Origin of the sequence: Deinococcus murrayi DSM 11303, assembly GCF_000482805.1 — a bacterium.
GTDB classification, from domain to species: domain Bacteria; phylum Deinococcota; class Deinococci; order Deinococcales; family Deinococcaceae; genus Deinococcus; species Deinococcus murrayi.
The window spans coordinates 96,100-121,099 of record NZ_KI519505.1; the positions used below are offsets into that span (position 1 = coordinate 96,100).

Consider the following 25,000-nt stretch of genomic DNA (forward strand, 5'->3'; position numbering starts at 1 on the left):
CCGCCGTTTGTTGCAGCCGTCTTTCGGGACGGCGGCTTGCTGCTTTGGCCCTCGCCCTAGCCCAAGCCCTGAAACTGCACCTGAACGCCCTGGCCGTCGGCAGCCTGGCGTGCTTGGGCCAGGGCGGTGTGGGCGGCGGGGAGGAGGGCGCGGTCGGGGCGGTGCCACAGGGCCTGGGCGAGTTTGCTGGCGCGGCGCACGAGGAGGTGTTCGCCGGGGCGGGCCAGGGTGACGGCGGCGAGGAGGGCCTGAGCGCTGGGCGGCACGTCCGAGAGGGGGTCGAGGGGAATGTGGGCGGTGACCCGCTCTCCGGGACGCCGCAGGCTGACGCGGGCTTCGGTCAGGGCGGGGCGCTGCTCGATGAGGACTTCGGCCTGTGGCCCTGGCAGCGCGGGGGGCGGGAGGCCCCGGCGGGCGGCGTTGGCGAGGTCGTGGGCAGCTTGCATGTGGCGGCGGGTGCGTGGGGCATAGGTCACCCGCAGGGCGACGGCCCGCGCACCCGCCTCATCCAAGACTTCCCGCGTGAGGTCCGCAAGCAGGTGCGGTCCCCGGCCCCGCCCGACCGAGGCGATGACGGCTTCGTTGTCGGTATGCACACGGAGGCCCTCGCCGGGAGGGGCGTGGCGCACCGCTTCGAGGACTGCCCGCAGCTCGGCGGCGTTGTTGTCGGGGGCAGCCATCTGGCCCTGATAGGCCGCCGGGAGGGTTCCTGGCCTCAGCAAGATGAGGCCCCAGCCGCCCACGCCGTGCCCCTCCTGCGTCTCGTGCCAGCTCGCGTCCACGTAGGCGTGGTTCATGTCAGCTCCCATCATGCCTGCCGGGAGCCAACCACAATGCGATACTCGCCGCATGGACGTTCTCTCGCTTTACCGCGAGGCAGGCGCGTACCACGAGGGGCATTTCCTGCTCGCCTCTGGCCGCCACTCGCCCAAGTTCTTGCAATCCACCACCCTGCTGCAATACCCGCACCTCACCGAGCAAATCGGGCAAGCCCTCGCGCAGAAGGTGAGGGAAGCCGGGCTGTCCCCCCGCCTCGTCGTCGGCCCCGCGATGGGCGGGGTGGTCCTCGCCTACGAGGTCGCCCGTCACCTGCCGGGCAGCCGCGCCATCTTCGCGGAAAAAGACGGCCAGGGCGGCATGAAGGTTCGCGAGGCGTTTCGTATCGGAACGGATGAACCCTTTTTGGCTGTGGAAGACGTGCTGACGACCGGGGGCAGCGTGCTGAAGGCGGTGCGGGCGGCGGAAGCCCTGGGCGGGCGCTGCGTGGGGGTCGCCTGCATCGTGGACCGCCGGGCCGAGGAAGGGCCGCTCGCCGGGTATTCCCTCGTCTCCCTGACCCGCCTCACCTTCGACACCTACGCCCCGGACGAGGTGCCGGAGTGGTTGGCGCAGGTGCCCTTGCAGGAGATTTAGGCCTTTCCCAAAGTGGCCGTGCAAAAGCGGCCAGCCCCGGCGAGGAGCTGACCGCTGACGGCTCACGGCTGAGAGCTTTAAATCTCCAGCAGCATCCGCGCCGGGTCTTCGAGGATGTTCTTGATGGTCACCAGGAACTGCACGGCTTCTTTGCCGTCAATGATGCGGTGGTCATAGCTCAGGGCGACGTACATCATCGGGGCAATGACGACCTGCCCGTTTTGAGCAATGGGACGCTCGATGATGTTGTGCATCCCCAGGATGGCGCTTTGAGGCGCGTTGATAATCGGGGTGCTCATCATCGAGCCGAAGGTGCCGCCGTTCGTGATGGAAAAGGTGCCGCCCGCCATATCTTCCATCGTGAGCTTGCCGCTGCGGGCTTTGGCCGCGTAGTCGGCAATCTGCTTTTCGATGGCCGCGAGGCTCATCCCGTCGGTGTCGCGCAAGATGGGCACCACCAGGCCACGGTCACTTGCCACCGCAATGCCGATGTCGTAGTAGCCGTGGTAGATGATGTCTTTGCCGTCCACGCTGGCGTTCACTACCGGGAACTGCTTCAGGGCCTCGGTGGCGGCCCGCACAAAGAGGCTCATGAAGCCGAGCTTGACCCCGTGCTTGGCGACGAACTGGTCTTGGTACTTCCTCCGCAGGTCCATCGCGGGCTTCATGTTGACCTCGTTAAAGGTCGTCAGCAGCGCGGCGGTGTTCTGCACTTCCTTGAGGCGCTCGGCAATGCGGGCGCGAATGCGCGTCATGGGCACGCGCTGTTCGGGCCGCGCTCCCTGGGGGACGGGAGCGCTGGGCGTGGGGGCCGGAGTGCTGGCCACTGGCTGCCCGCCGCTCGTCCCCTCCGCCCCGCGCATGCTGGGGGGCTGTGCGGCGTCTTGCGGTCCCTGGTAGGTCAGGCCGCCCTGGGCCGCAACCACCGCGTCCGCCTTGGTGATGTTGCCCTTCGGGCCGGTTGCGGGGATGTGCGCGGGGTCCAGGCCCTTTTCGGTCACGATTTTGCGCACGGCGGGCGAGAGGTCGTCGCGGCGGGCGGGGGCGGCGGCCTGAGCACCCTGGCTGTCCGGCTGCACGGCGGTGCCGCCCGCGCTCGTTTCGCCCGCGACCGGGCCGCTGGCCTGGTCCGCGCCCGCGCTCGCCGCCGGAGCAGGAGCGCTGCCCGCATCGCCCACCGTGCCCAGCACTTCCTCGCTAAGGACCGTGTCGCCCTCCTGCTTGGCGATGGCTGTCAGCACGCCGTCTTGCTGAGCGGTGACCTCCAGCACGACCTTGTCAGTCTCAATCTCGGCCAGCACCTCGCCGCGCTTGACGGGGTCGCCGGGCTTCTTGTGCCAGGTCAGGAGCGTGCCCTCGCTCACCGACTCGGAAAATACGGGAACTTTGATGTCGGCCATAACGTGCTCCTTTATACCCCCCGCAGGGCGTGACGGGCGGGGGGACGGGGCGGTCAAGGGGTCGGGGGGACACCCTCCTTGACGCCCCGACCCCTGACTTCTCGACGCTTTTAGCCCTGCGCTTTGGCTTCCTCGGCGAGGTCGATTTGGGCTTCGAAATCCTCGCGGCTCACGGGTTCGCCCAGGGCCTGGGCAATCACGCGGGCCTGCTCCTGGGCGTGCACGCTGGCGTAGCCCACCGCGGTGCTCGCGGCGCGGGGGCGGCTGACGTAGGTCAGGGTCTGCCCGTCCGCAAGCGCCCGCTCCAGGTCGTCGCGAATCATCAGCCACGCACCCTGGTTCTGGGGTTCTTCCTGCGCCCACACGACCTGAGCGCCGGGGTGCCGGGCCAGCTCGGCGCTCAGGGCCTCGGCGGGGAAGGGATAGAGCTGCTCCAGCCGCACGAGCGCCGTGCCCGCATAGCCTTCTTTGTCGGCGTCCCGCGCCTCATGCAGCTCCCAGTGCAGCTTGCCCGAAGAAATCACCACCCGGCGGGCCTGCTGAACGCTGGGGTCGCCAATCACCTCGCAGAACCGGCCCCCGGTCAGGTCCGAGAGCGGACTCATGGCGAGCTTGTGCCGCAGCAGGCTCTTGGGGGTCATCACGATAAGGGGCTTGCGGTAGGGCCGCAGCACCTGGCGGCGCAGCAGGTGGAAGATTTGCGCGGCGCTGCTGGGCACCACAACCTGCATGTTCTTCTGGGCGCACAGTTGCAAGTACCGCTCCAACCGGGCGCTGGAGTGCTCTGGCCCCGCCCCCTCGTAACCGTGAGGCAGCAGCAGCACCAGCCCGCTGAGGCGCTGCCACTTGCTCTCGCCCGCCGACAAGAACTGGTCGATGACGGCCTGCGCGCCGTTCGCAAAGTCCCCGAACTGCGCTTCCCAGGCCACCAGCGCCTTCGGCTCGGCGGTCGAGAAGCCGTACTCGTAAGCCATCACCGCCTCTTCGGAGAGGGTCGAGTCGATGACCTCCACCCGGCCCTGGTCGGGGGCGAGGTGGGCGAGGCTCAGGTATTCCTCCTCCAGCGGGTCCTGGGCGTTTTGGTCGTGCAGCACGGCGTGGCGGTGGCTGAAGGTGCCGCGCCCAGAATCCTGCCCGACGAGGCGCACCCCGTAGCCCTCGGCGAGCAGCGAGGCGTAAGCCAGCATCTCGCCCATGCCCCAGTCGAGGGGCTGCTCGCCCCGGCTCATGGCAGCGCGGGCATCGAGCACCCGCTTGACGCCCCGGTGCGGGGTAAAGCCCGGCGGCACCTGCGCGAGCTTGAGGCCCAGCTCGCGCAGCCGCTCTTCGGGCACGGCGGTGGGGGTGTCGTCGGTCCAGTGCGTCTTGGTGTAGCTCTTCCAGTCGGCAGCGAGGGCGCTTTGCTCCTGGTTTTCCATCTCCTCGACCACCGCGTCCCCCGCGTCGAGCTGGTCGCGGTAGCGCTCGATAAGCTGGTCGGCCTCGCCCGGTGCCAGGACCCCCGCTTCCTCCAGCGTCCGCGCATACAGGGCGCGGGTGCCGGGGTGCGCCCGAATCTCGCGGTACATGATGGGCTGGGTCATGGTGGGGTCGTCGGCTTCGTTGTGCCCGTGGCGGCGGAACGAAATCAGGTCGATAAAGACGTCCTTGCCGAAGGTCTGGCGGTACTCCAGGGCGAGGTCACCCGCAAAGGCGACCGCTTCCGGGTCGTCGCCGTTGACGTGCAGCACGGGCGCGTTGGCAATCTTGGCGACGTCGGTGCAGTAGCGGCTCGACCGGGTGTCGCGCGGGTCACTGATGGTAAAGCCAATCTGGTTGTTGATGACGATGCGCACCGCCCCGCCCGTCGTAAAGCCGCGCAGCCGCGAGAGGTTGAGCGTCTCCATGACGACGCCCTGCCCGCTGACGGCAGCGTCGCCGTGCACGGTAATCGGCAACACAGCCCGGCGCTCGGTGTCGCCCCGGCGGTCTTGGCGAGCACGCACGCTGCCGTGCACGACGGGCGAGACGATTTCCAAGTGCGAGGGGTTAAAGGCGAGGGCAAGGTGCATCGGCCCCCCCGGCGTGCGCACGTCGCTGGAAAAGCCCATGTGGTACTTCACGTCGCCCGCGACCTCCGGGTCGTCGCTGAGGCGCTTTTTGCCCTCGAACTCCGCGAAAAGGTCCGAGGGCTTCTTGCCGAAGATGTTCACCAGGACGTTGAGGCGGCCCCGGTGCGCCATCCCGATGACGGTTTCCTTGACCCCGTGCTGCCCCGCTCGCTGAATCAGGCGGTCGAGCAGCGGGATGAAGCTCTCGCTGCCCTCCAGCGAGAAACGCTTTTGGCCCACATACTTGATGTGCAAGTACCGCTCTAGGCCCTCGGCGGCATTCAGCTTGCTCAGCAGGCGGCGGCGTTCCTCGGCGCTGTACTGCCCCCGGCCCCGGCTCGCCTCGATGCGCTCCTGAAACCATTGCCGCTCGGTCGCGGGCAGATAGTTGTACTCGAAGCCGATGGCCCCGCAGTAGGTCTCCTGGAGCTGGGCCAAGACGTCCCGCAGCGTGCCCTGAAAGACGCCGTCTTGAACGGGGGTGCTGAGGTCGGCTTCCGAGAGGCCGTAGTATTCCGGGGTCAGCTCCGGCACCACCGGGAGAGGGCGCATCTTCAGCGGATTGGTCTGGGCGCTGATGTGACCGTACACCCGGTAGGCGGTGACGAGCGCTCCCGCCGCCTGCTGCGCTCCGCTGACCCCCTGCGGCGCGGCTTCGGCTCCGGCTCGCCGCCCCGTGCCCAGTTGCAAAAAGGCCTGTTGCACGGGCGAGTGCGCCGTTTCGCGGGCACCTCCGCGCACCTCGTCGAAGTAGTCCCGCCAAGCCGGGTCCACACTCTGCGGGTCGGCCAGGTACGCCTCGTACAGCCCTTCGAGAAAGGCCGCGTTCGCGCCGGACATGATGGTCTGCGACTGCGTCATAACGCCCCCCAGCATACCCCCGCCCCGCCCCCCCGCTCCGTGTGCCCCGCCCCCCAAGCGCCGCTGCCCCCAGGGCAGTGACACTGGGTTTCTTCATGAGACTTGGGGCGGCTTCCCCTTAGGCGGGCTGTCATCTGAGCGGAGGGCTTGGGCGGGTATGACGGGGAGGCCAGACCGTGTTCAGCCCGCTAGGACTCCCGGACGTTCCGGGGGGCGGCTGCCCGCGTGCCTGCTGGAGGCGTTCATGACCCGCTACCGTGACGACCGCTTCGACGACCGGTATGACCGCGACGACCGCTATGACGACCGCGACCTGACCAGCGACGACCGCCGATTCCGGGACCGGGATTTTGGTTATGGCGACCGCTCTGGCCGCTCTGACCGTGACGACGACCGCCGGGGTATGGTGGACCGCATGCGCGACCTCTTTGGGGGGCGCGACGGGGATGACCGCCGGGGCGAGCGCTATCTCTACGCCAACCGCTCTGGCATGGGCCGGGGCATGGGAAGCCGGGACCGCGACGGGGACGACCGCTCGGACATGGGGATGGGCTACGGCAGCATGAGCTATGGCCAGGTCCGCTCGCGCTCGTCCTACACGGACTCTTTCGACAACCGCCGCCTGTCGGGTGACCGGGACATGGGCTACAGCCGTCAGACCTACGGGGCCGACCCCCAGGGCAGCATGGGCTGGGGGATGGGCCGCTCGGAGAGCTACCGGGGCAAGGGACCCAAGGGCTATCAACGCAGCGACGACCGCATTCGCGAGATGGTGAATGACGCCCTAGAAGACGACGATGACGTCGACGCCAGCGACATCGAGGTTCAGGTGCAGGGGGGCGAAGTCACCCTGACGGGCACCGTGCGCGACCGCCAGCAAAAGCGCCGCGCCGAGGAAGTTATCGAGCACCTGCGCGGGGTGCGCGACGTGCACAACCACCTGCGGGTATCGCCGGGGGGCATGGGCCAGGGCGCTGGGGCAGGTTCGTCCGGCATGGTGATGTCGAGCCTAGGCCAGGGCAGCAACCAGGGCGAGATGGGCCAGACCGGCAGCAGCCAGACCAGCCTGGGCAGCGCGGCGGGCGGCACGGGCATGGGCGGCAGCACTTCGGGCGTAGACCGCACGGGCGATACCGGCTATACCTCCGGGACGGATACCCCGATGGGGTCGCTGGGCAGCAGTGTGGACAGTGGCCGTGACGACGGCAACACCCGCCGGTAAGCCAGCCACCCTCCTCACCGGGCCGCCAAGCCCCCACCGCTGGGGTGGGTGGCCCCTGTCTACCAGTTGCTCAGGAGACCCCATGACGAATGGCGACCCCACCCATCAACCTGCCCTGCCCGATGACGCGGGCAACGGCATGAGCGACCGCTCTGGCTCCTACGACGAGTCGGAAAGTGGGATGACGAACACCCCCACCTTTCCGCGCAACCCTGCGGCCCCGGTGGATGCGCCTGCCTCCGGGACCATGACGAACACCGAGACGACCTTCGGTCCAGACGGCGACGACGAAGGGAGGTGACACGGGGCGGGGGCGCGGAAACGATGAACTTCCGCGCCCCCGCCCCTAGCGCACCCGCACTCGGAAGCCGCGCAGCTCGTAGCCCTTGACCACCTCGTTGAAGGTGACCCGCGGTTCCTGCACGACCTCCAGCCCCTGCCACAGCAGCAGGCGGCGCAGGAACAGGTCGGCCTCGCGGATGGCGAGGAACGCGCCGGGGCAGCGGTGGTGTCCGTCCCCGAAGGAGAGGACTGGGGCCGTCACCCCGCGCGGCAGGGGCCGAGCCGGGCAAAGGCGGGCGGCGTCCGCGCCCACGACGTCGCGGTCGAGGTTGGTCGCCTGAAGGTCGAGCGCGAGCAAGCTCCCGGCGGGGATGGTCTGGCCACCCACCCTCAGGGGCTGCTCGGCGCGGCGGTAGAGGGTGTTCACGACGGGTTCGAGCCGCAGGATTTCGTGCAGGATGGCGTGCCGCTCGGCCTCGGTGCCGTGGACATACGCGGTCCGCAGGTCGGGATTTCGCAGCAGGTGCCACGCCGCCACGCTGATGAACTCGCGGGTGGTCACCATGCCCGCCGTGCCGTAGGTCAGGCACTCGGTCATGATTTCTAGGTCGCTGTACCCCCGCGACAGCAAGTGCGAAATCAGGTCATCCCCTGGCTCGCGGCGGCGGGCGGCGATGGCGGGTTTGACGTCGAGGAGGTAAAAGAGGCCTAGGTTGGCCTGCTGGCGCAGCGCCTCCCCCCGGCGGCCTCGCCCCGGTGCGCTCCCCGGCTCGCTGTCGCCGCCCCCCTCGACGAACGCCGTGATGCGCCGCTCCATGCCCGGCAAAAGGCTGCTGGTCAGACCGACGACCTGCGCGGCTACGGCCACGGCCAGCTCCAGGCTGAGGTCGTCCAGCTTCGCCTCCCCCCGGCGGGCCAGCCGGGTCAGCAGGCGGTCCACGTGCCGGGCAATCATCGGGCCGTAGTCCTCTACCTGTTTCGGGGTGAAGTAACGGGCGGTCGAGCGGCGCATCTCGTGGTGCTCCTCGCCCTCCGCGAACAGCACGGGCGGGCGGCCCAGGAAGGGCACGTCGCGCGTGACCTCCGCCATGAAGCCCGCCTGCCGCACGCCTTCCGAGCGCAGCACCTCGCGGGCGGGGCCAAAGGCCCGCAGGCGGTAAACGCCGCCCTCATCTGCCTCCACCGCCGGGAGGGGGCGCGGGCCAGCTCCGGGACGGTGGGTCAGGGGGGCGGTGTCGCTGAAGCCCAAGGGGCAGCGGGGGGGGTCGGGGGTGGGGGTCGTCATGGGGTCAGCTCCTGAGAGGGGGCGGGGAAGCGGGCGGCTTGAGCGACGGCGGCGAGGTGCCGGGGCAGGGCGGCGCGGGCAGTGGGCGAGAGGGGGGCGAGAGCGGGGCCAGTGACCCCCCGCACCGTCCCCAGCGCCCCTTCCCACAGCTGGCGCCCCGCCAGGGTCACGCGAACGGTCACCCGCCGGGCGTCGGGGCCGCCGTGCTCGCGCCTGACGGCCCCCCGCGCCTCCAGAGCGGCCAGCACCCGGCTGACCTCGTAGCGGGGTACCCCCAGCTCGCGGGCGAGGGCGGCGGGCTGCGTGGTCCCGCCCTGCACGTAGGCCAGCGCGATAAAAGAGCGCAGGTCCAGCCCATGCTGCCCGCGCAGCTCGGCCTCGCCCCGCTCGCGCAGGGCCTGCCAAACGTCCCACAGCGCCGTCAGAAAGGCCAGTTCGGGGGGGTGGAGGGGACCAGGGTCGCGCACGCCTCTCAAGATGACGTCCCCAGATGTGAGCCGTTGCAGAATGCAATCAAGTGGGGCGGGGGCTGGCCGGTGCCCTACCCTGGCTCCATGAGGGTCGCCGTGGCCGATGTGGGCACCAACTCCAGCCATCTTCTGATTGCCGAGGTGCGGGGCGCGGGCGGCGAGCCGCGGGTGCTCGACGCCCTCAAGGACCGCACCCGCCTGGGCGAGTGCTTGGACGCAGCGGGCAGCCTGACCCCGGAGGGAGAGCGGCGACTGCGCGAAGCTCTGACCCGCTTTCGCGACCTCGCCGCCGCCGAGGGGGTGGCCGAGGTGCGGGTCTACGCGACCTCCGCCCTGCGGGAAGCCCCCAACGGCGCGGAGGTCGCCGCCCGCGTGGGGGCCGCGGTGGGCGTCTATCCGGTCATCATCAGCGGGGAGCGCGAGGGCGAGCTGACCTACCTGGGCGCGGCGCACAGCGTGGAGTTCGGCCCCGACAATGTGCTGCTGGACCTCGGCGGCGGCAGCTTGGAGCTGGCGCGGGGCGGCCCAGAGCGAGCGGCGGACGTCCTGAGCCTACCGCTGGGGGCCATCCGCATGACGCGGGCTTATCTGCGGGCCGACCCGCCCAAGGGGGGGGAGCTGCGGGCGCTGCGGGCGGCGGTGCGCGCGGCCCTGGCCCCGCACGCCGGGCGCTTTTGCCCCGGCCCGCAGACCCGCGTCATCCTGTCGAGCGGCACCGCCGAGGCCGCCGCGACGTTGCTGGCGGCGCGGGGGGACGAAGCCCCGGAGCGGGTGAACGGCCTGAGCTTCACGGTCGCGGCCCTGGGCGCGGCGCTGGAACGGGTCCGGAGCCTTCCGGCGGCGCGGCGGGCACGGCTGCCGGGGCTGGAGCGCCGGGCCGATACCGTGGTCGCGGGGTTCGCGGTGCTGCACGCAGCGCTAGACCTGCTGGGGGCGCGGAGCTTTACCGTCAGCGAGGGGGCGCTGCGCGAGGGGATGCTCGTCGAGGAGCTGGAGCGCAACGCCGCCTACGTTTCGGGCCTCAGCCCCCGGCAGCGCAGCGTGCTCGCAACCGCCGAGCGCTTTGGGGCCAACCTCGCCCACGCCCGGCAGGTGGCGTCGCTCGCGCAGGCGCTGCTGGGGGGGCTAGAGGCGGCGGGCGAGGCCTTTCCTCCGGAAGCCCGGAGCCTGCTCACTGCCGCCGCCGGGCTGCACGAGGTCGGGCAAATCGTCGCACAAAGCGGCCACCACAAGCACTCAGCCTACCTGATTCGGCACGCGGGGCTGCGCGGCTTTTCGCCCCGCGAAACCGAACTCATCGCCCTCCTCGCCCGCTACCACCGCAAGAGTCCGCCCAAGCCCTCGCACCCGGAGTTTGTGGCGCTGCCGCCCGAAGGCCGCGCCCTCGTCACGCGGCTTGCGGCGGTCCTGCGGGTCGCGGACGGCCTCGACCGCTCGCACGCGGGCCAAACGCGGGTGCGCTCGCTGGAGCGCGGGGCCGGGGGCTGGACCCTGGAGGTCGCGGGCGCGACGCCCCTCGACCGCGAGGGCATGGAGGCCAAGGCCGACCTCTGGACCCGCGAGTTCGGCCCGCTGCGGCTGGTGCTCGCCGGGGCGGGTATCCTCGGCGCATGACTGCCGCCCCCCCCCAGAACATCCTCAGCATCCAGTCGTGGGTGAGCTACGGCCACGTCGGCAACGCCGCCGCCGTCTTTCCCCTCCAGCGCCTGGGCTTCGAGGTCTGGGCCATCCACACCGTGCAGTTTTCCAACCACACCGGGTACGGCGAGTGGACCGGCACGGTGTTTCCGCCAGAGCACATCGCGCAGCTCATCGACGGCATCGAGGCGCGGGGGGCGCTGCCCTCGTGCGGGGCGGTCCTGAGCGGCTATATGGGGTCGGCGGGCACCGTGGACGCCGTCGTGGGCGCGGTGGAGCGGGTGCGGGCCGCCAACGGGTCGGCGCTGTACTGCTGCGACCCGGTGATGGGCGACGTGGGGCGCGGCGTGTTTGTGCGGCCAGAGCTGCCGGACCTCATCCGCGAGCGGGCGGTGCCGCAGGCCGACGTGGTCACCCCCAACCAGTTCGAGCTGGAGCTGTTGACCGGGCGCACGGTGAGGACTCTGGATGACGCGCTGGCGGCGGCCCGCGCCCTGCGCGAGTGCCTGCGCCCCGGCGGGCCGCGCCTGGTGGTCGTGACCAGCCTGATGCGGGAAGACGCCCCGACGGACGTGATTGAAACCTTGGTGGTCAGCGGGGAGGGCGCGTGGCTGTGCCGCACGCCGCTGCTGCCCCTGGACCCCCCCCGCAACGGCACTGGGGACGCCATCGCCGCGCTGTTTTTCGGGCACTACTTGAGGGGCGGAGACGCGGGCGAGGCCCTAAGCCTGAGCATGAGCGCCCTGTACGCCCTGCTGGAGCGCACCCACCACGCCGGAACCCGCGAGATTCAGCTCGTGGCCGCGCAAGACGAGTACGTGCGGCCCTCGCGGGTGTTCGCGGCAGAGCGGGTTGGGTGACGGTGGTTTCGGCTCAAGTCCCGCCCACACCCCTGAGCACCCTGAGCGTCCTGGAGCGAGACTTCTCCTCCCGCTTGCGGGTGCGCCCCGACCTCAGCCGCGCCCTGGTGAGCTTCCAGGCCAGCCGCGCCGTCCCCGTGGCCCGGTGGTACAAGTACCGCGAAGGCTACTCGGCGGCGCTGGTGGACACTTACCTGCGCGAGCTGGGGATGGAGGGACCGATTCTGGACCCCTTTGTGGGCAGCGGGACGACGCTGCTGGCGGCCTCGGCGTTGGGGTTGGAGTCGGTGGGGATAGAGCTGCTGCCCATCGGTCGGCGGGTCGCCGGGGTGCGGGCGGCGGTGGCGGGCGGGCGTGCCGACCCCACCCCCCTCCGGCGGGTGCTGGAAGAGCGGCCCTGGCGCAACCATGCGCCGCAGCCGCTGCCCGAACTTGGCATCACGCGGGGAGCTTATCCGCCAGAGACCAAAGAGGCCATCGAGCGGATGCGCGGCTTCCTGGCCCAGCATCCCGACCCCCTCCTCGAACTGGCGGTGCTCGCCGTGCTGGAGGACGTGAGCTACACCCGCAAGGACGGCCAGTACCTGCGCTGGGACCACCGCTCCGGGCGCAGCCTGGGCCGCTTTGAAAAGGGCCGCATCCTCCCCTTTGAGGAGGCCATCGCCCGCAAGCTGGGGGAGATGCTCGCGGACCTGGCGGCGGCTCCCGTCCTCACCGCCGAGACGGGCGCGGGTCGGGGGGAGATGACGGTGCTGGGGGGTTCGGCCCTCGAACTGCTCCCTACCCTGCCGTCAGGAACCTTCGGCGGCGTGGTGACCTCGCCGCCCTACGCCAACCGCTACGATTACACCCGCACCTACGCGCTGGAACTCGCCTACCTGGGGGTGGACGAGGCGGGCATCAAGGCCCTGCGCCAAGCGCTCCTGAGCTGCACGGTCGAAAACCGCCCCAAAGACCTCGCTCGCCTGAACCCGGCCTGGGCGGAAGTGGCGGCGGTCGTGCGGGAAGACGAGGGGGTGCAGGCGATGGCAGCGCTCATGGACGAAGCGCTGCGGGCGGGCCGCCTGAACAACCCCGGCATTCCCCGGATGCTGTCGGGGTACGTGCTGGAGCTGAGCTGCGTCATCGCAGAATGCGCCCGGCTGCTCCGGCCCGGCGCGCCGCTGGTGATGGTAAACGACAACGTGCGCTACGGGGGCATTGACCTGCCGCTCGACGTGCTCTTCAGCCGCCTGGCCGAGCAGCTGGGCTTTGTGGCCGAGCGGGTGGACGTGCTGCCCGGCAACAAGGGCAACAGCAGCCAGCAGATGGGCACCCATGGCCGCAGCGCCCTGCGCAAGTGCGTCTACGTCTGGAGGCGGGCGTGAGCCTGACGCCAGAGGACTTGCAAACCACCCGCGAGGAGTACGCCGCCGGATTTCGGGACCTCGTCTTGACCAAGAGCGAGCGGCTGACGCCGTACGTGCGGCGTGGCGAGTTGTTGCTGGCGCAGTTGCAGCAGGTGGCGGCTCCAGAGGAGTTGATGACCATGCCAGCGCTGCGGCCCCACCTGCTGGCGGCGGCGGGCTTCAGCGAGAAAGCCGCCAAAAACGTCCGTCTCAGCGAGGAACAGCAGGCGGCGTTGCTGCAGGAGTTCATCGAGAAAACGCTGCTTCCGGCGGGAAGCCGCTTTCGGGAGGAGGTGGTCTACCGCTACCTGCTGATGCAGGGAGACGCGTTTGGGGGCAGCATGCGAAACCTCATCGGGGCGCGGGCCAAGCGGCGTTTGGCCGAGTACGTGATGGCGGCGGCGGACCTCGCTGGGCACCGCGTGGCGGTGCAACTCGCGGGCCGCAAGAACTTTCTTCCCTACGACCCGCAAGCGATGACCGCCCACGAGGTGCGGGCACTCGCGTGGACGGCCCCAGACGGCAGCCCGCGGCTGCTGGCCTACGACCGCAAAGCCCCGGTGGTCGGACAGCGCGGCAACAACCTGGACGTGCTGCTGCTGCGCAGCACCCCCGCGGCGCTGGCGGCGGCCCTGCACGACCCCGAACGCTACCTCGCCTGCGGAGAACTTAAGGGCGGCATCGACCCGGCGGGCGCCGACGAGCATTGGAAAACGGCCCGCGCCGCCCTGGACCGGGTGGCCGAACGGTTGCCGCAGGTGCCCACCTTTTTTATGGGAGCTGCCATCGAACCCAGCATGGCGGCCGAACTGGCGGCGCGCTTGGCGGCGGGAACCCTGAGCCGGACGGCCAACCTGGGGCGTCCCCAACAAGTGGCCACGCTCGCCAACTGGTTGGTTCAGCTGTAACCGTTACACTCCCCCCATGACCTTTGAGAGCGTGCGCCTCTCCCGCGTGGGCGGTGTGGCGACCCTGATTCTGGCGCATCCCAAGAGCGCTTTTGGCCCGGCGACGTGGCGCGAGTTGCCGCAGGCCCTCGGCGAGCTGGGGGACGTCCGCGTGCTCGTCGTGCGCGGCGAGCGGCACTTCAGCGTTGGGCTGGACGTGGCCGCGACCGCCCCCCTCCTCGCTCCCACGCTGGGCGACCCTGAAAAGTTCGCGGCGCTGGTGGCCGAGATGCACGCGGCCATCGAAGGGCTGGCGGCGCTGCCCATCCCCGTCATTGCCGCCATCGACGGCTGGTGCATCGGCGCGGGGCTGGAACTCGCCGCCGCCTGCGACCTGCGGATTTGCAGCGCCGGGGCGCGCTTCAGCCTTCCCGAAGTCAAGCTCGGCATCACCGCCGACCTGGGCGGCTTGCAGCGCCTGCCGGAACTCATCGGGCGCGGGCGCACGGCCCACCTCGCCTTGACCGGAGAGCCGCTCGACGCCGCGACCGCCGAACGCTGGGGCCTGGTGACCGAGGTGCTTCCCAACGCCGAGGCGCTCTACGCCCGCGCTGGCGCGCTCGCCGCCCACCTCGCCGCCCTGCCCCCCAGGGCGCTGGAGGGCACCAAGCGCACCCTCCAGGATGGCCTCTCTCACGCCGAGAGCCTCGCCGCCGCCGTGGAGTGGAACGCGCGGCACCTGACGCCAGAAACGCTGAAGTTGCCAGCCAGCAAGTCCTAACCCCGCCCGCTGGCCGCTGAACGCTGGCGGCTGGCAGCCTGCCTCAAGGAGCCTTCCCCATGACCCAGCCCCATGACCCCGCGACCACCTTCCGCCCCGACCTGCTGCGCGGCAAGCACGCCCTCATCACCGGGGGCGGCAGCGGCATTGGCCTCGGCATCGCGCAGAGCTTCGCCGCCCACGGGTGCGCGGTGACCATCCTGGGCCGCAACCTGGAAAAGGCGCAGAACGCCGCCCGTGGCATCGAGGAGGCGGGGGGCCGTGCCCTGGGCGTCTCGGCGGACGTGCGTGACTTCGCCGCGCTTCAGGCAGCGGCGCAGGCGGGCGTGGACACGTTCGGGCCGCTCGACATCGTGCTGGCGGGGGCAGCGGGGAACTTCCCGGCCCCGGTGGACGGCATCAGCCCCAACGGCTTCAAGACAGTCGTGGACATCGACCTGCTGGGCACCTACAACACCATCAAGGCGTGTGCGCCTCACCTGAAGACGCCGGGCGGAACGGTGCTCTCTATCAGCGCCTACGGGGTGCCGGTGCCCATGCAGGCGCATGTCGTTGCGGCCAAGGCGGGCGTGGATGCCCTCACGCAGACGCTGGCGGTGGAGTGGGGCCTGCGCGGGGTGCGGGTCAACGCCATCATCCCCGGCCCCATCGACGGCACCGAGGGCATGGCCCGCCTCGCTCCTGACGAGCGGACCCGCGCGGCCTTTGCCCGCACCGTGCCGCTGGGCCGCTTCGGGGTGCCGCAGGACATTGCCAACGCGGCCCTCTTCCTGGTGTCTGACGCGGCGAGCTACGTGACAGGCGTGATTCTGCCCGTCGACGGCGGCCAGAACATGCTGGGCGGGGCGCCGCAGTACCAGATGTACCTCCAGATGGGGGCGGGGAAGCGGGAGGCGTAACCCTAGCCCCTGCCCGCTATCCTCCCTGCTGTGCGCCGCGCCCTCGCCCTGCTCCTGCTGCTGCCCTCCCTGGGGGCGCTGTCGCGGGCGGGGGCACCGTCCGCCCCAGCCCCGACGCCGCCCGCCATCCACGTCACCCTGACCCGTCCGCCGGGCCTGAGCGCAGAGGTGCGGCGGGCGCTTGCGGGCTTGCCGCCCGGCGTGCGGCTGGGGTTGCTGGTCCGCGACCTGGAGACGGGCGAGGTGCTGGAAGCGCGGGAAGAGGGCCTCCCCCTGATTCCGGCGAGCACGGTCAAGCTGGTGACGGCGGCGGCGGTGCTGGCCGACCGGGGGGACGCGGGGTGGTGGAGCACCGAGCTGACGGTGCCCGCGAGCGAGGCGGGCCGGGCGCGGGTCACGCACCTCACCCTGCGGGGCGGGGGCGACCCCACGCTGAGGGTCGCGGACGGCCCTGGCAGCTTGCGGGTGCTGGCGCGTCAGGCCTATGCCCGCGGCCTGCGTGAGGTCGGTGCGGTGCGCCTCGACGAGACGCGGCTGGATGCGGCAGCCTGGCAAGACCCCCTGCTCGGCGTGCCCATGACCGCCCTGCGCCTCGCAGACTGGCACGCCGCGCCCCCCACGTCGGCGGCGCAGGCCCGCGCCTGGGCGGGGGCGGCCCTGATTCGGGAGCTGCGGCGGGCCGGGGTGCGGGTGCTCTCCGATGAGGTGGGTACGGCCCCGCGCTACCTCCCCCCGGTCCCGCCCCCCCGCCGCGACGAGCGGGGCCGCCCGCTGCCGCCGGACCCCTTCCTTCCGCCCGCGCAGCGCCCCGAACAGGGGGTCGCCTCCGTGCGCAGCGGTCCGCCCTTCCGGGTGCTGGCGGAGGTGCTGCGGCCCAGCGATAACCTGGGGGCTGAAGAACTCCTCGCGACCCTTGCCCCCCCGCACGGCACCCGCGAGGGGGCGCTGGGGCGGGGTTGGGCGGCGCTGCGGCGGCTGGGGGTGGACACGGCGGGCGTGCACCTCGCGGACGGCAGCGGTCTGAGCCGAGAAAACCGCCTCACCGCACGGGCGCTCGTCGACCTGCTGGACCGGATGTACGACCTGCCCTACGTCCAGGGCGAGCCGCGGGCGGAGTTGCCGGGCCAGACCTACCGGGCGCGGCGCAATGCGTTTGCCGAGGCGCTGCCGCAAGCGGGGGTCGGGGGCGAGGTGACCGGGCGGGGGGGCACCCTCGCCGGGCGGCTGCGGGGCCTGGACGTGCGGGCCAAAACGGGCACCCTACCGGGGGTGTCGGCGCTCGCGGGGTACGTGACCGCTCGGAGCGGGCGGGGGCTGGGCTTCGCCCTGCTGATGAATGGGCCGCGGGACACGCCCATCCTGACCCTGCGGGCCGTGCAAGACGATGTGGTGCGGGCGGTGGCCGAGCGGTATTGAGGGGGCGTTTTCCTCAGACCGCTTCCAGCTTCCGCATCGCCCAGGCCACGAGGCGGGGCAGCGGGCGGCCATAGGGCGGGTAGAGAAAGCGCACGCCGCTGCGCCGCCCCTCGTGCAGCACGGCCCGTTCGTGGCTGAAGGTTCGGAAGCCGTATTCGCCGTGGTAGCGCCCCATCCCGCTGGGGCCGACACCCCCGAAGGGCAGGTGCGGATTGCTGAGGTGCACCACCGTGCCGTTGACGACCAGGCCGCCGCTCGTCGTCCCCCGCCGGACCTGCTCGGCCGCCGCCCGGTCTTCCGCAAAGACGTACAGCGCGAGGGGAGGGTCAAGCCGCCGCACGAGCGCGAGCGCCTCCCCGAAGTCGCGGTAGGTCAGCACGGGCAGCACCGGGCCAAACAGCTCTTCTCTCATCAGCGGCATCTCTGGGGTCACGCCCGTCACGACCGTGGGCGAGATGAAGCGCGAGGCGGGGTCAAACTCGCCGCCGAGGGCCACCCGCGCCCCCTGCGCCACGCTCTCCCGCGTGAGGCGCGAAAGCCGCTCGACGCTGCGGGCGTCCACCATGCGCCCGTAGTCGGTGCCCCGCCGCAGCCGCTCGCCCTCCCCAAAACGGCGGGCGATGACGGGCGCGAGCCGCTCTAGCAGGCTGTCACGCAGCACTTGCGGCACGAGCACGTAATCGGGCGCGACGCAGGTTTGCCCAGCATTGAGCAGCTTGCCCCAGGCCAGCCGCTCGGCGGTGAGGTCGAGGTCGGCGCTCTCGTGAACGAGGGCCGGGCTTTTGCCCCCCAGCTCCAGCGTCACGCTCGTGAGGTGGGGCGCGGCGGCGGCCAGCACCTTTTTTCCGATGGCCCCGCTCCCGGTAAAAAAGATGTGGTCAAAGGGCAGCTCGGTCAGGGCCTGCGCCGCGTCCGCGTCGCCCTCGACGACCGCGACCAGCCGGGGGTCAAAGACGTCTTCCAGCAGCCGCCGCAGGGCGCGGGCGGTGGCGGGGGCTTTCTCGCTGGGCTTGAGGATGGCCGTGTTGCCCGCCGCGAGGCTGGCGACGAGGGGCACCAGGGCGAGATTCACCGGGTAGTTCCACGCGCTCAGAATCAGGGTGACCCCGCGGGCCTGAACCTCGACCTCGCTGCGGGTGCCCAGCAGCGGCGCGGGGGTGCGGACCCGGCGGGGGGCCATCCAGCGTGGCAGGTGCCGCACCGCGTGCCGCAGTTCTTCCATGGTGGGGTGCAGCTCGGTGATTTCCGCTTCGGCGCGGCTTTTGCCGAGGTCGAGCGCGAGCGCCTCGGCCAGCGCGGTCCGGTGGCGCTGAATGCCGGCCCCCAGCCGCCGCAGCAGCTCCCGGCGCTCTGCTGCGGTGGTCTGTGCGGTGCGCCAGCGGTGACGGCGCTGAAGCTCAAAGAGAGCCTGAAGGTCGTTGGTGGGCTGTGACATGGCATCCCTCCCGAAGGGGCGACAGGAAATCCCGGCACTGAAGTTGGACCGGGTTCAGCCTAAAGCATGGGCGGGGAAGAGAGGGGGAGGGAGACGCTTTCCCTTGGCCGCCCCTTCAGAGTGTGGCCCATCCAACACTCTGGCGAGGGGGGGCAGCCTCACCCTAGAGCTTGTTCGCCCCCCCTTCTCGCTTTGGAGGTTTGCCATGAAGACGCGCTTCTTGCTGGCTCTGTCCCTGCCGTTCGCCCTCGCCTCCTGCACGACCACGATGCTTCCGGGCAGCCCCTACTCGCTGGGCAAGCAGCCCGCTGCCGATGCCAAGGGCCTCAACCCCAGCGGGACCGTCCGGGCCAGCGTGTCGGGCGACCTGGTGATGACCGAGGCGCGGGTGATGGGCCTCGCACCCAACCAGAATTACGTGGCGCACTACCACCTTCAGGGCACGGCGAGCACCACCCCCTGCGCCAGCAACGGCGCTCCCATCATGAGCAGCACGATGGTCGGCCGTTCCGACGCGAGCGGCATGCTGACCCTCTCCAGGAGCGTGCCCCGTGCCGACGTGATGAACGCGACCTACTTCAACATTCACACGGCTGACGCTTCGGGTGCCCCCGCTGACCCCGGCGTTGCCTGCACCTCGGTGAGCATGCGCTAGTGGGGCGTGCCCCCCGACCCTCGCCGCGTTCGGGGGGCACGTGCGTTACCCTGCTCGCCGATGAGTGTCCGCATTCTGGCTGGCAGCGCGAAGGGCCGTGTCCTCAAGGTGCCCGCGAGTGCTCGGCCCAGCGGGGCACGGGTCCGCAAGAGCCTCTTTGACCTGCTTGCCACCCGCGCCCCCTCCGGGCGTTTCCTCGACCTGCACGGCGGCAGCGGGGCGGTGGGGCTAGAGGCCGCCAGCCGGGGCTACGCGGCCACCCTGATTGAGCGAGACGCGGCGGCGGTGCGGGCCATCGAGGGCAACGCCCGCACCCTGGGCCTCCCGGTGCGGGTGCTGCGCGGCGACGCGGCGGCGCTGCTGGGACGCGTCGGCGAGTTCGACGTGGTCTTTAGCGACCCGCCCTACGCGCAGGACATCCCCGCCCTGACCCGCCGCCTGCTCGCTTCGGGGGTGCTGGCCCCTGGCGGACTGCTCGTCTGCCAGCACCCCGTTCAGGTGGGACTGGGAGATACCCCTGGCTGGGAGCGCGAGGAACGGGTGTACGGCAGCAACGTCCTCACCCTGTACCGCCGGGAGGAACGGGCGGAGGCCGAGAACGCGGCCAAGACGGACTCCGTATAACATCGGGGGCACATGAACGCGGTCTTTCCCGGTTCCTTCGACCCCATCACCAGCGGCCACATGGACGTGCTGACGCGGGCCTCGCGCATCTTTGACCATGTGACCGTCACGGTGATGCACAACGCCCGCAAGCAGGGCAAGCACCTCTTTACCCTGGAAGAACGGCTGGCGATTCTGCACGAGGCGACCGCGCACCTGCCCAATGTCGGGGTAGATACCTTTGGCGGCCTGCTGGTGGATTACATGGCCCAGCAAAAAAAGAGCCTCATCGTGCGCGGGCTGCGGGCCGTCTCTGACTACGAGTATGAACTGCAGATTGCCCACCTCAACCGCCAGATTGGCGAGGTCGAGACGGTCTTTATCATGGCGGCGACCCGCTGGAGCTTTGTCAGCTCGACGATGGTGCGCGAAATCGCCAGTTACGGCGGCGACATCTCCGAGATGGTGCCGCGGGCAAGCGCCGCGGCCCTGCGCCGTAAGTTTGCAGACGTGTACGCGGCGCGGGAGGGCGGGCGAGCGGGGGACGCGGAATAGCCCCAGCACAACCCCCCACGCGCCCGCTGGGGCCGTGGGGGAGGGGAGGGGCCGCCGTCAGACCGCCGTCACACCCCGCGCCGCTTCCCGCAAGGCTTCGGCCTTCGTCGTCGCTTCCCAGGGAAACTCCGGGCGGCCAAAGTGCCCGTAGGCGGCGGTCTGTGCGTAGATGGGCCGCAGCAGGTCGAGTTCGGCGATGATGGCCTGCGGGCGGGCGTCGAAGTGCTCCCTCACGAGGTCAGCCAGGCGCTCATCACTCAGCGTGCCCGTGCCGTAGGTGTCGACCCGCAGCGAGACGGGGGTGGCCCGGCCAATCGCGTAGGCGACCTCCACGAGTGCCCGCCGCGCCAGCCCCGCCGCGACGAGGTTCTTGGCGATATAGCGGGCGTAGTACGCTGCCGAACGGTCTACCTTGGTGGGGTCCTTGCCCGAAAAGGCCCCGCCCCCGTGCGGCACCGCGCCGCCGTAGGTGTCCACGATAATCTTGCGCCCGGTGAGTCCGGTGTCGCCGTGCGGCCCGCCAATCACGAAACGTCCGCTGGGGTTGATGAAGGACTTCGTGTCGGGGGTCAGCAGCTCCGCCGGGATGACGGTCCGCACCACGTGTTCGAGCAGGTCGGCCCGAATCTGCTCTTGGGTCACCGCATCGCTGTGCTGGGCGCTGATGACGACCGTATCCACGAAGGTTTCTCGCGCGTCATGCGGCTCGCCGTCGCGGACCACCGTGACCTGCGCTTTGGCGTCGGGGCGCAGGTAGGGCAACGTGCCGTTCTTGCGCAGCTCGGCGAGCTGGCGCGTTAGCCCATGCGCGAGGCTGAGGGGCAGCGGCATCAGCTCCGGCGTCTCGTCGGTCGCGTAGCCGAACATCAGTCCCTGGTCCCCTGCGCCGATGCGCGAGTGTTGGTTCTCAGGCCGCGCCCGCTCCTCTTCGGTCATGCCCCGCCACTCCTCGGACTCGTTGACCCCCCCGGCAATCTCCGGCGACTGCTCGTGCAGGGCCACGAGCACGGCGCTGTACTCGGCGTCAAAGCCGTAGTTGGCGCGGGTGTAGCCCACCTTCATCACGGCGTCGCGCACCGTCTTTTGCACGTCTACCCGCGCGTTCTGTGCGGTGACCTCGCCCGCCACGACCGCCATGCCGGTGGTCAGCAGCGTCTCTACCGCAACCCGGCTGCCGGGTTCCTGGCGCAGGAACTCGTCGAGGATGCTGTCCGAGATGAAGTCCGCGAGCTTGTCCGGGTGCCCTTCCGAGACCGATTCCGACGTGTAGTACTTCCGCATTCAGGCTCCTTCGTGCGGGGGGGCGTCTCACAGAACCACCTGGAGAGGGATGTCGCTGCGGTCCCCGCACGGGCAACCCCCACGGCGGGGGGCGGCACGGGGGCAGCCTACCCCAGGGGTGCCGGGACGGAAAAGGGCGCGGGACTCCGGTGGGTGTGGCGGGTTCCCGGCGGGGGAACCCTCACCCCTGCCTGCGGCAGGAAGAGGGTCTACCGCGCCGCCCCCGGCAGCGCCGCCCCGATGCCCTGCGGCAACTCGCCCGCGAGCCGCTCCAGCGTGCGCTCTGCCGCTGCGCGCACCATTTTCTCAAAGGCGGCCCCGCCCCAGCCCTCGGCCTCCGGGAGCCGCAAGTGAGCGCGGAACTGGAAATCAAAGGCCATCTCGCCTGCTGCGCTCACCCGCGCTTGCCCCGCGACCTCCACCCAGGCCCGCTCGCCCGTGACGGGCTGAGGCCGCAGCTCGGCCCCGTCCGGCGTGGGATGCAGGGAGCTGACAAAGGGCAGGTCGACTTCCCCCAGCAGCGGCACGGGCACCACGAGTTCGCCCCGCACCCCCGCCGCGTCCGCCCGCAGGCCCCGCAAGAAGCGCACCCGCGAGAGGGACACGCCCGCGTCCCGCACGAAGGCGAAAGCAGCGTCCTCCCCGTCAGGATGGGTCAGGGCGAAGGCTTGCCGAGCTTCAAACAGCACGTGCTCTCCAGCGGGGACAAGGGGAGCGCTCCTTCAATCCACCCACTCGATCACCACCCGATTCTCGCGCAGGGCCGCTTGCAGCTCGGCGTCGTTCGCGCCCCGCAGCCGGGGCAGGTGCGCGAAGCGGGGCGTGGCCGAGGCGTAACCCAGCCGCACGACGACCTCGTCACTGACCTCGTCCTTGCCGACCCGCCACACGAGCTGCCCGCCCAGCGCGTCGAGCTGCCGCGACAGCTCTGGGGGCAGGGGCGCGGGGGTGGGGTCCGGGGAGGGGCCGCCAGTCATGCGGGCATTGTACGCGGCGCGGTAGAACGGGGGGCATGTCCCCCCAGCCCCTCTCGTGGCGTGCTCTGGAAACCCGCGTTGGCCTCGATGCTCTGCCCGACTTTCACCGCGCCTTCCTGACCTGGCGCGGGGTGGCGGGGGCCGCCGGGATGCCCCTGCGCCGCGCACAGCAGCGGGTCGAGGCCGAACTCAACCGGCTGGTGCAAGCGGGGGCCGCCACCCGTGACGGCGACGACTGGCAGCTCGCGCGGGAGGCGCTGGCGGGCTTTGAGGCGGCGCGGCCCTACCTCTATGCAGAGGACTGACCCGGCGCGACCTCCACCACCTCGGCCCGCCAGCCCGCCGTCCCCCACTCCTGCGCGGCGGCTCCCGCTTCGGCGGGGGGAGCAAAGACCCGGCGCTCGCCCGCGTCGTCCTCCAGCCAGCCCGGTTCGTCCAGCAGGGCGTCCTGACCGTGGGCGTCCTGGTGGACATAGTGCAGGCGAACGGCGTAGGGCATCACTTCCAGGCTACAGAATCCGCTGCCCCAGCAGGCTGGCGGCCATGCCCACCATGACCTCGGCGGTCTGGTTGCGGGTGTCGAGGACCGGGTTGACCTCCACGATGTCGAGGCTGGTCACCCGCCCCGACTCCGCGAGCAGCTCCATCAGCAGGTGCCCCTCGCGGTAGGTCAGGCCGCCGGGGACCGGGGTGCCCACGCCGGGCGCGACCGAGGGGTCGAGGGCGTCGGCGTCAAAGGAGACGTGCAGCCGCTCGGTTCCGGCGAGGCGCTCCAGCGTTTCGGCGGTGATGCGGGTGATGCCGAGTTGGTCGACGTCCTTCATGGTGTAGGCCTTGACGCCCGCTTCCCGCAGCAGCTCGCGCTCCTTCGCGTCCACGCTGCGGATGCCGATCATCACGATGTCTTCGGGCCGCAGGTGCCAGCCCCCGCCCAGGCCGGCAAGCTGCGGGTCGCCCCGCCCGGTGAGGTGCGCGACGGGCATCCCGTGGATGTTGCCGCTGGGGCTGCTCTGGGGGGTGTTGTAGTCGGTGTGGGCGTCCACCCAGATGAGGCCGGTGCGCCGGGGGCTGCCGCCGCGCAGGGCATTGCCCGTCACCGTGCCCATGCTGACCGAATGGTCGCCGCCCAGGGTGACCGGAAAAGTGTCCTCCGGGAGCGCGGCCACCTGCTCGGCGGCGCTGCGGCAGGCGGCCAGAATGGTCTCCAGGAAGACCAGGCCGCTCCCGGCGTGCTTGTCCACCGTTTCGGGAAGGGGGACCTCGACATCGCCGAGGTCGGTCACCGTGTGCCCCAGCCCCCGCAGGGTGCGGGCGAGGTGCGCGTTGCGCAGCGCCGACGGCCCCATGTCCACCCCCCGGCGGCCCGCGCCGAGGTCCATCGGAATGCCCAGGATGCTCAGGTCCATGGTCCCCAGGCTAAGGGCGGGGGCGGGGTATGCCTCAGGGCTGCAAGTTTATGCCGCCCGGTGCCCCCCACCCCCGCCGCGCTAAACTGCCCGCTATTCCCGTGGCCGCATCCGTGTCTTCCCCTGCCCCTTCGCCCCGGCGCGTGCTGGTGCTGGCCGACATGGTGCATCCCTTCGTGTACCGCGAGGGCTTTGCGCGCTCGGCTCCGGCGGTCGACCTGGTGCTCGCGGCGGGCGACCTGCCGGGCTATTACCTGGAGTTTCTGGCGAGCGTCCTGACCGTGCCCATCCTGTACGTCCACGGCAACCACGGCGACGAGTGGGTCGACGAGGGGGAAGGCCCGGTGCCCCCCCGCGGGGTCATTCCGGTGCATGGGCGGGTGGTCACGGCGGCGGGGCTGCGGGTGGCGGGCTGGGGCGGAGTGCCGCGCTACCGGCCCGGCGGCGAGGGCCAGTATTCGCCGTCGCAGGCCCGGCGGGGCCTGGGGTGGCTGGGCTGGCAGGCGCGGGGGGGCGTAGACGTGCTGCTCACGCACGCGCCGCCCCTCGGCCCCCACACGGGCAGCGACTACGCCCACCGGGGCTGCCCCGAAATCACCCGCTTTATGGCCCGCCGCCGCCCCCGCCTCGTCGTCCACGGCCACGTTCACGAGTACGAGGGCCGCAAACCCGACTACGTGGACGAGGCCAGCGGTGCCCGCGTGGTGAACGCTTACGGGTATCGCCTCCTTGACCTGTGAGGCGGGGCGGTGAGAAGGCCCGCGATGGGCCGCGCTGGCACGCCATTTGTCTTAAGGGGCGGTGACCATTCGGCACATGCAGCCCTGACAAAAGGGCCGCATACTGACGCCTGGCTCTGCGAGGAGCCGGAGGGAGACGCCCACCTCTGAACAACGGGCGCGCGAGCGGGCCGGGGGTCGGCCCAAGGCTGGTTCGAGTCCAGTCACCCGCACCACTCCAGGGAGAGTCCACCGCGGCTCTCCCTTCTCCTTTGGCCTTCCCGGTGACCTACCATCGGCGGGTGCCTGAGCTGCCCCTCACCAATGCCGCCCGCCTGCGCGAGTTTCACCGCGCCGCTGGCTTTGCGTCCCCGGATGCCCCGGCGGTGCCCGGCCCCGACCTGCTGGGCTTGCGCCGCACTCTCGTGCGCGAGGAAGCGCGGGAAGTCGACGCCGAGTTTGCCGCCCTCTCGACCC

General features: G+C 71.0%; 27 protein-coding genes (1 of these 27 cut by a window edge). 16 read left to right on the top strand and 11 right to left on the bottom strand.

Annotated features, from left to right (window positions below; all coding sequences use genetic code 11):
• Nucleotides 1–56: 56 nt before the first annotated feature.
• Nucleotides 57–797 (bottom strand): ribonuclease H family protein, encoded by a 741-nt coding sequence (locus tag H565_RS0113530; RefSeq protein WP_027461511.1) that lies wholly within the window; start codon nt 795–797, stop codon nt 57–59.
• 52 nt (nt 798–849) lie between these two features.
• On the opposite strand from H565_RS0113530, the gene pyrE reads away from it, so the two are divergent.
• A complete protein-coding gene (gene pyrE, locus H565_RS0113535) occupies nt 850–1,413 on the top strand; it encodes an orotate phosphoribosyltransferase (RefSeq protein WP_027461512.1) in 564 nt (187 codons plus the stop codon).
• A gap of 77 nt (nt 1,414–1,490) precedes the next feature.
• On the opposite strand, the gene odhB is transcribed toward pyrE, so the two are convergent.
• Both odhB and H565_RS0113545 read right to left on the bottom strand, forming a co-directional pair.
• On the bottom strand, nt 1,491–2,813 hold the full coding sequence (gene odhB / locus H565_RS0113540) for a 2-oxoglutarate dehydrogenase complex dihydrolipoyllysine-residue succinyltransferase (RefSeq protein WP_027461513.1): 1,323 nt from the start codon (nt 2,811–2,813) through the stop codon (nt 1,491–1,493).
• Nucleotides 2,814–2,923: 110 nt separating this feature from the next.
• Nucleotides 2,924–5,764: a 2-oxoglutarate dehydrogenase E1 component gene (locus tag H565_RS0113545; protein ID WP_027461514.1), complete on the bottom strand. Its 2,841-nt coding sequence runs from the start codon at nt 5,762–5,764 to the stop codon at nt 2,924–2,926.
• A 244-nt stretch (nt 5,765–6,008) separates the two neighbouring features.
• Here H565_RS0113545 and H565_RS16925 point away from each other — a divergent pair, with 244 nt between their 5' ends.
• Both H565_RS16925 and H565_RS0113555 read left to right on the top strand, forming a co-directional pair.
• Nucleotides 6,009–6,986 carry a BON domain-containing protein gene (locus tag H565_RS16925; protein ID WP_051363634.1) on the top strand — a complete coding sequence of 326 codons (978 nt, stop codon included), beginning with the start codon at nt 6,009–6,011 and terminating at the stop codon, nt 6,984–6,986.
• 82 nt (nt 6,987–7,068) lie between these two features.
• Nucleotides 7,069–7,287: a hypothetical protein gene (locus H565_RS0113555; protein WP_027461515.1), complete on the top strand. Its 219-nt coding sequence runs from the start codon at nt 7,069–7,071 to the stop codon at nt 7,285–7,287.
• Nucleotides 7,288–7,332: 45 nt separating this feature from the next.
• Here the strand turns inward: H565_RS0113555 and H565_RS0113560 are convergent, their stop codons facing one another.
• Together H565_RS0113560 and H565_RS15865 are read right to left on the bottom strand one after the other, a co-directional pair.
• Nucleotides 7,333–8,553: a cytochrome P450 gene (locus H565_RS0113560; RefSeq protein WP_027461516.1), complete on the bottom strand. Its 1,221-nt coding sequence runs from the start codon at nt 8,551–8,553 to the stop codon at nt 7,333–7,335.
• A complete protein-coding gene (locus tag H565_RS15865; protein ID WP_051363635.1) occupies nt 8,550–9,020 on the bottom strand; it encodes a MarR family winged helix-turn-helix transcriptional regulator in 471 nt (156 codons plus the stop codon). The genes H565_RS0113560 and H565_RS15865 overlap by 4 nt, the downstream gene beginning before the upstream one ends.
• Before the next feature lie 87 nt (nt 9,021–9,107).
• Here H565_RS15865 and H565_RS0113570 point away from each other — a divergent pair, with 87 nt between their 5' ends.
• From H565_RS0113570 to H565_RS0113600, 7 genes are read left to right on the top strand one after another with little or no spacing between them, the layout of a single operon-like run.
• The gene (locus tag H565_RS0113570) at nt 9,108–10,637 is read left to right on the top strand and encodes a Ppx/GppA phosphatase family protein (RefSeq protein WP_027461517.1); all 1,530 of its coding nucleotides are present in this window, start codon (nt 9,108–9,110) and stop codon (nt 10,635–10,637) included.
• Nucleotides 10,634–11,521: a pyridoxal kinase PdxY gene (gene pdxY, locus H565_RS0113575; RefSeq protein WP_027461518.1), complete on the top strand. Its 888-nt coding sequence runs from the start codon at nt 10,634–10,636 to the stop codon at nt 11,519–11,521. The genes H565_RS0113570 and pdxY overlap by 4 nt, the downstream gene beginning before the upstream one ends.
• Nucleotides 11,518–12,888 carry a DNA methyltransferase gene (locus H565_RS0113580; protein ID WP_157469089.1) on the top strand — a complete coding sequence of 457 codons (1,371 nt, stop codon included), beginning with the start codon at nt 11,518–11,520 and terminating at the stop codon, nt 12,886–12,888. Before pdxY ends, H565_RS0113580 begins: the two co-directional genes overlap by 4 nt.
• Nucleotides 12,885–13,817: an AvaI/BsoBI family type II restriction endonuclease gene (locus tag H565_RS0113585; RefSeq protein ID WP_051363636.1), complete on the top strand. Its 933-nt coding sequence runs from the start codon at nt 12,885–12,887 to the stop codon at nt 13,815–13,817. Before H565_RS0113580 ends, H565_RS0113585 begins: the two co-directional genes overlap by 4 nt.
• A 16-nt stretch (nt 13,818–13,833) precedes the next feature.
• Nucleotides 13,834–14,577 (top strand): enoyl-CoA hydratase-related protein, encoded by a 744-nt coding sequence (locus H565_RS0113590; RefSeq protein ID WP_027461521.1) that lies wholly within the window; start codon nt 13,834–13,836, stop codon nt 14,575–14,577.
• A gap of 59 nt (nt 14,578–14,636) precedes the next feature.
• Nucleotides 14,637–15,476, top strand: a complete 840-nt coding sequence (locus H565_RS0113595) for an SDR family oxidoreductase (RefSeq protein ID WP_027461522.1) — start codon at nt 14,637–14,639, stop codon at nt 15,474–15,476.
• A 30-nt stretch (nt 15,477–15,506) separates the two neighbouring features.
• Entirely contained in the window at nt 15,507–16,892 is a 1,386-nt protein-coding gene (locus tag H565_RS0113600; protein WP_034409655.1) for a D-alanyl-D-alanine carboxypeptidase/D-alanyl-D-alanine-endopeptidase, read from the top strand.
• A 13-nt stretch (nt 16,893–16,905) separates the two neighbouring features.
• On the opposite strand, the gene H565_RS0113605 is transcribed toward H565_RS0113600, so the two are convergent.
• Nucleotides 16,906–18,327, bottom strand: coding sequence for an aldehyde dehydrogenase family protein (locus tag H565_RS0113605; protein WP_027461524.1), 1,422 nt, complete (start codon nt 18,325–18,327; stop codon nt 16,906–16,908).
• A 205-nt stretch (nt 18,328–18,532) separates the two neighbouring features.
• On the opposite strand from H565_RS0113605, the gene H565_RS0113610 reads away from it, so the two are divergent.
• Genes H565_RS0113610 through coaD form a run of 3 tightly spaced genes read left to right on the top strand, consistent with a single transcriptional unit; the run spans nt 18,533 to nt 20,140 of the window.
• A complete protein-coding gene (locus H565_RS0113610) occupies nt 18,533–18,982 on the top strand; it encodes a hypothetical protein (RefSeq protein WP_027461525.1) in 450 nt (149 codons plus the stop codon).
• A gap of 60 nt (nt 18,983–19,042) precedes the next feature.
• Complete coding sequence (locus H565_RS15525; protein ID WP_034409659.1) at nt 19,043–19,606, top strand: RsmD family RNA methyltransferase; 564 nt, start codon at nt 19,043–19,045, stop codon at nt 19,604–19,606.
• Between the two features lie 12 nt (nt 19,607–19,618).
• Entirely contained in the window at nt 19,619–20,140 is a 522-nt protein-coding gene (gene coaD / locus H565_RS0113620) for a pantetheine-phosphate adenylyltransferase (protein ID WP_027461526.1), read from the top strand.
• Between the two features lie 57 nt (nt 20,141–20,197).
• Here coaD and metK read toward each other — a convergent pair whose 3' ends face one another.
• The 3 genes from metK to H565_RS0113635 all read right to left on the bottom strand — a co-directional run bounded on the left by metK (nt 20,198) and on the right by H565_RS0113635 (nt 22,398).
• Nucleotides 20,198–21,421 carry a methionine adenosyltransferase gene (gene metK, locus H565_RS0113625; protein WP_027461527.1) on the bottom strand — a complete coding sequence of 408 codons (1,224 nt, stop codon included), beginning with the start codon at nt 21,419–21,421 and terminating at the stop codon, nt 20,198–20,200.
• Nucleotides 21,422–21,630: 209 nt separating this feature from the next.
• Nucleotides 21,631–22,110 (bottom strand): DUF3809 domain-containing protein, encoded by a 480-nt coding sequence (locus H565_RS0113630; protein ID WP_027461528.1) that lies wholly within the window; start codon nt 22,108–22,110, stop codon nt 21,631–21,633.
• 33 nt (nt 22,111–22,143) lie between these two features.
• Nucleotides 22,144–22,398: a DUF3248 domain-containing protein gene (locus H565_RS0113635; protein ID WP_027461529.1), complete on the bottom strand. Its 255-nt coding sequence runs from the start codon at nt 22,396–22,398 to the stop codon at nt 22,144–22,146.
• A 35-nt stretch (nt 22,399–22,433) separates the two neighbouring features.
• Between H565_RS0113635 and H565_RS0113640 the strand changes: the two genes are divergently transcribed.
• Entirely contained in the window at nt 22,434–22,703 is a 270-nt protein-coding gene (locus tag H565_RS0113640; RefSeq protein WP_027461530.1) for a hypothetical protein, read from the top strand.
• On the opposite strand, the gene H565_RS0113645 is transcribed toward H565_RS0113640, so the two are convergent.
• Both H565_RS0113645 and rocF read right to left on the bottom strand, forming a co-directional pair.
• Complete coding sequence (locus tag H565_RS0113645; RefSeq protein WP_027461531.1) at nt 22,688–22,897, bottom strand: hypothetical protein; 210 nt, start codon at nt 22,895–22,897, stop codon at nt 22,688–22,690. The two genes, H565_RS0113640 and H565_RS0113645, sit on opposite strands and share 16 nt — an antisense overlap.
• A 10-nt stretch (nt 22,898–22,907) precedes the next feature.
• Entirely contained in the window at nt 22,908–23,804 is an 897-nt protein-coding gene (gene rocF / locus H565_RS0113650) for an arginase (RefSeq protein WP_027461532.1), read from the bottom strand.
• A gap of 113 nt (nt 23,805–23,917) precedes the next feature.
• On the opposite strand from rocF, the gene H565_RS0113655 reads away from it, so the two are divergent.
• On the top strand, nt 23,918–24,544 hold the full coding sequence (locus H565_RS0113655) for a metallophosphoesterase family protein (protein WP_281170902.1): 627 nt from the start codon (nt 23,918–23,920) through the stop codon (nt 24,542–24,544).
• Between the two features lie 281 nt (nt 24,545–24,825).
• Nucleotides 24,826–25,000, top strand: the beginning of a protein-coding gene (locus tag H565_RS15530) for a pyrophosphohydrolase domain-containing protein (protein ID WP_034409662.1). Its footprint extends 284 nt past the window's final position; 175 of the gene's 459 nt are visible here — the first part of the coding sequence; its start codon is at nt 24,826–24,828; its stop codon lies off the right edge, out of view.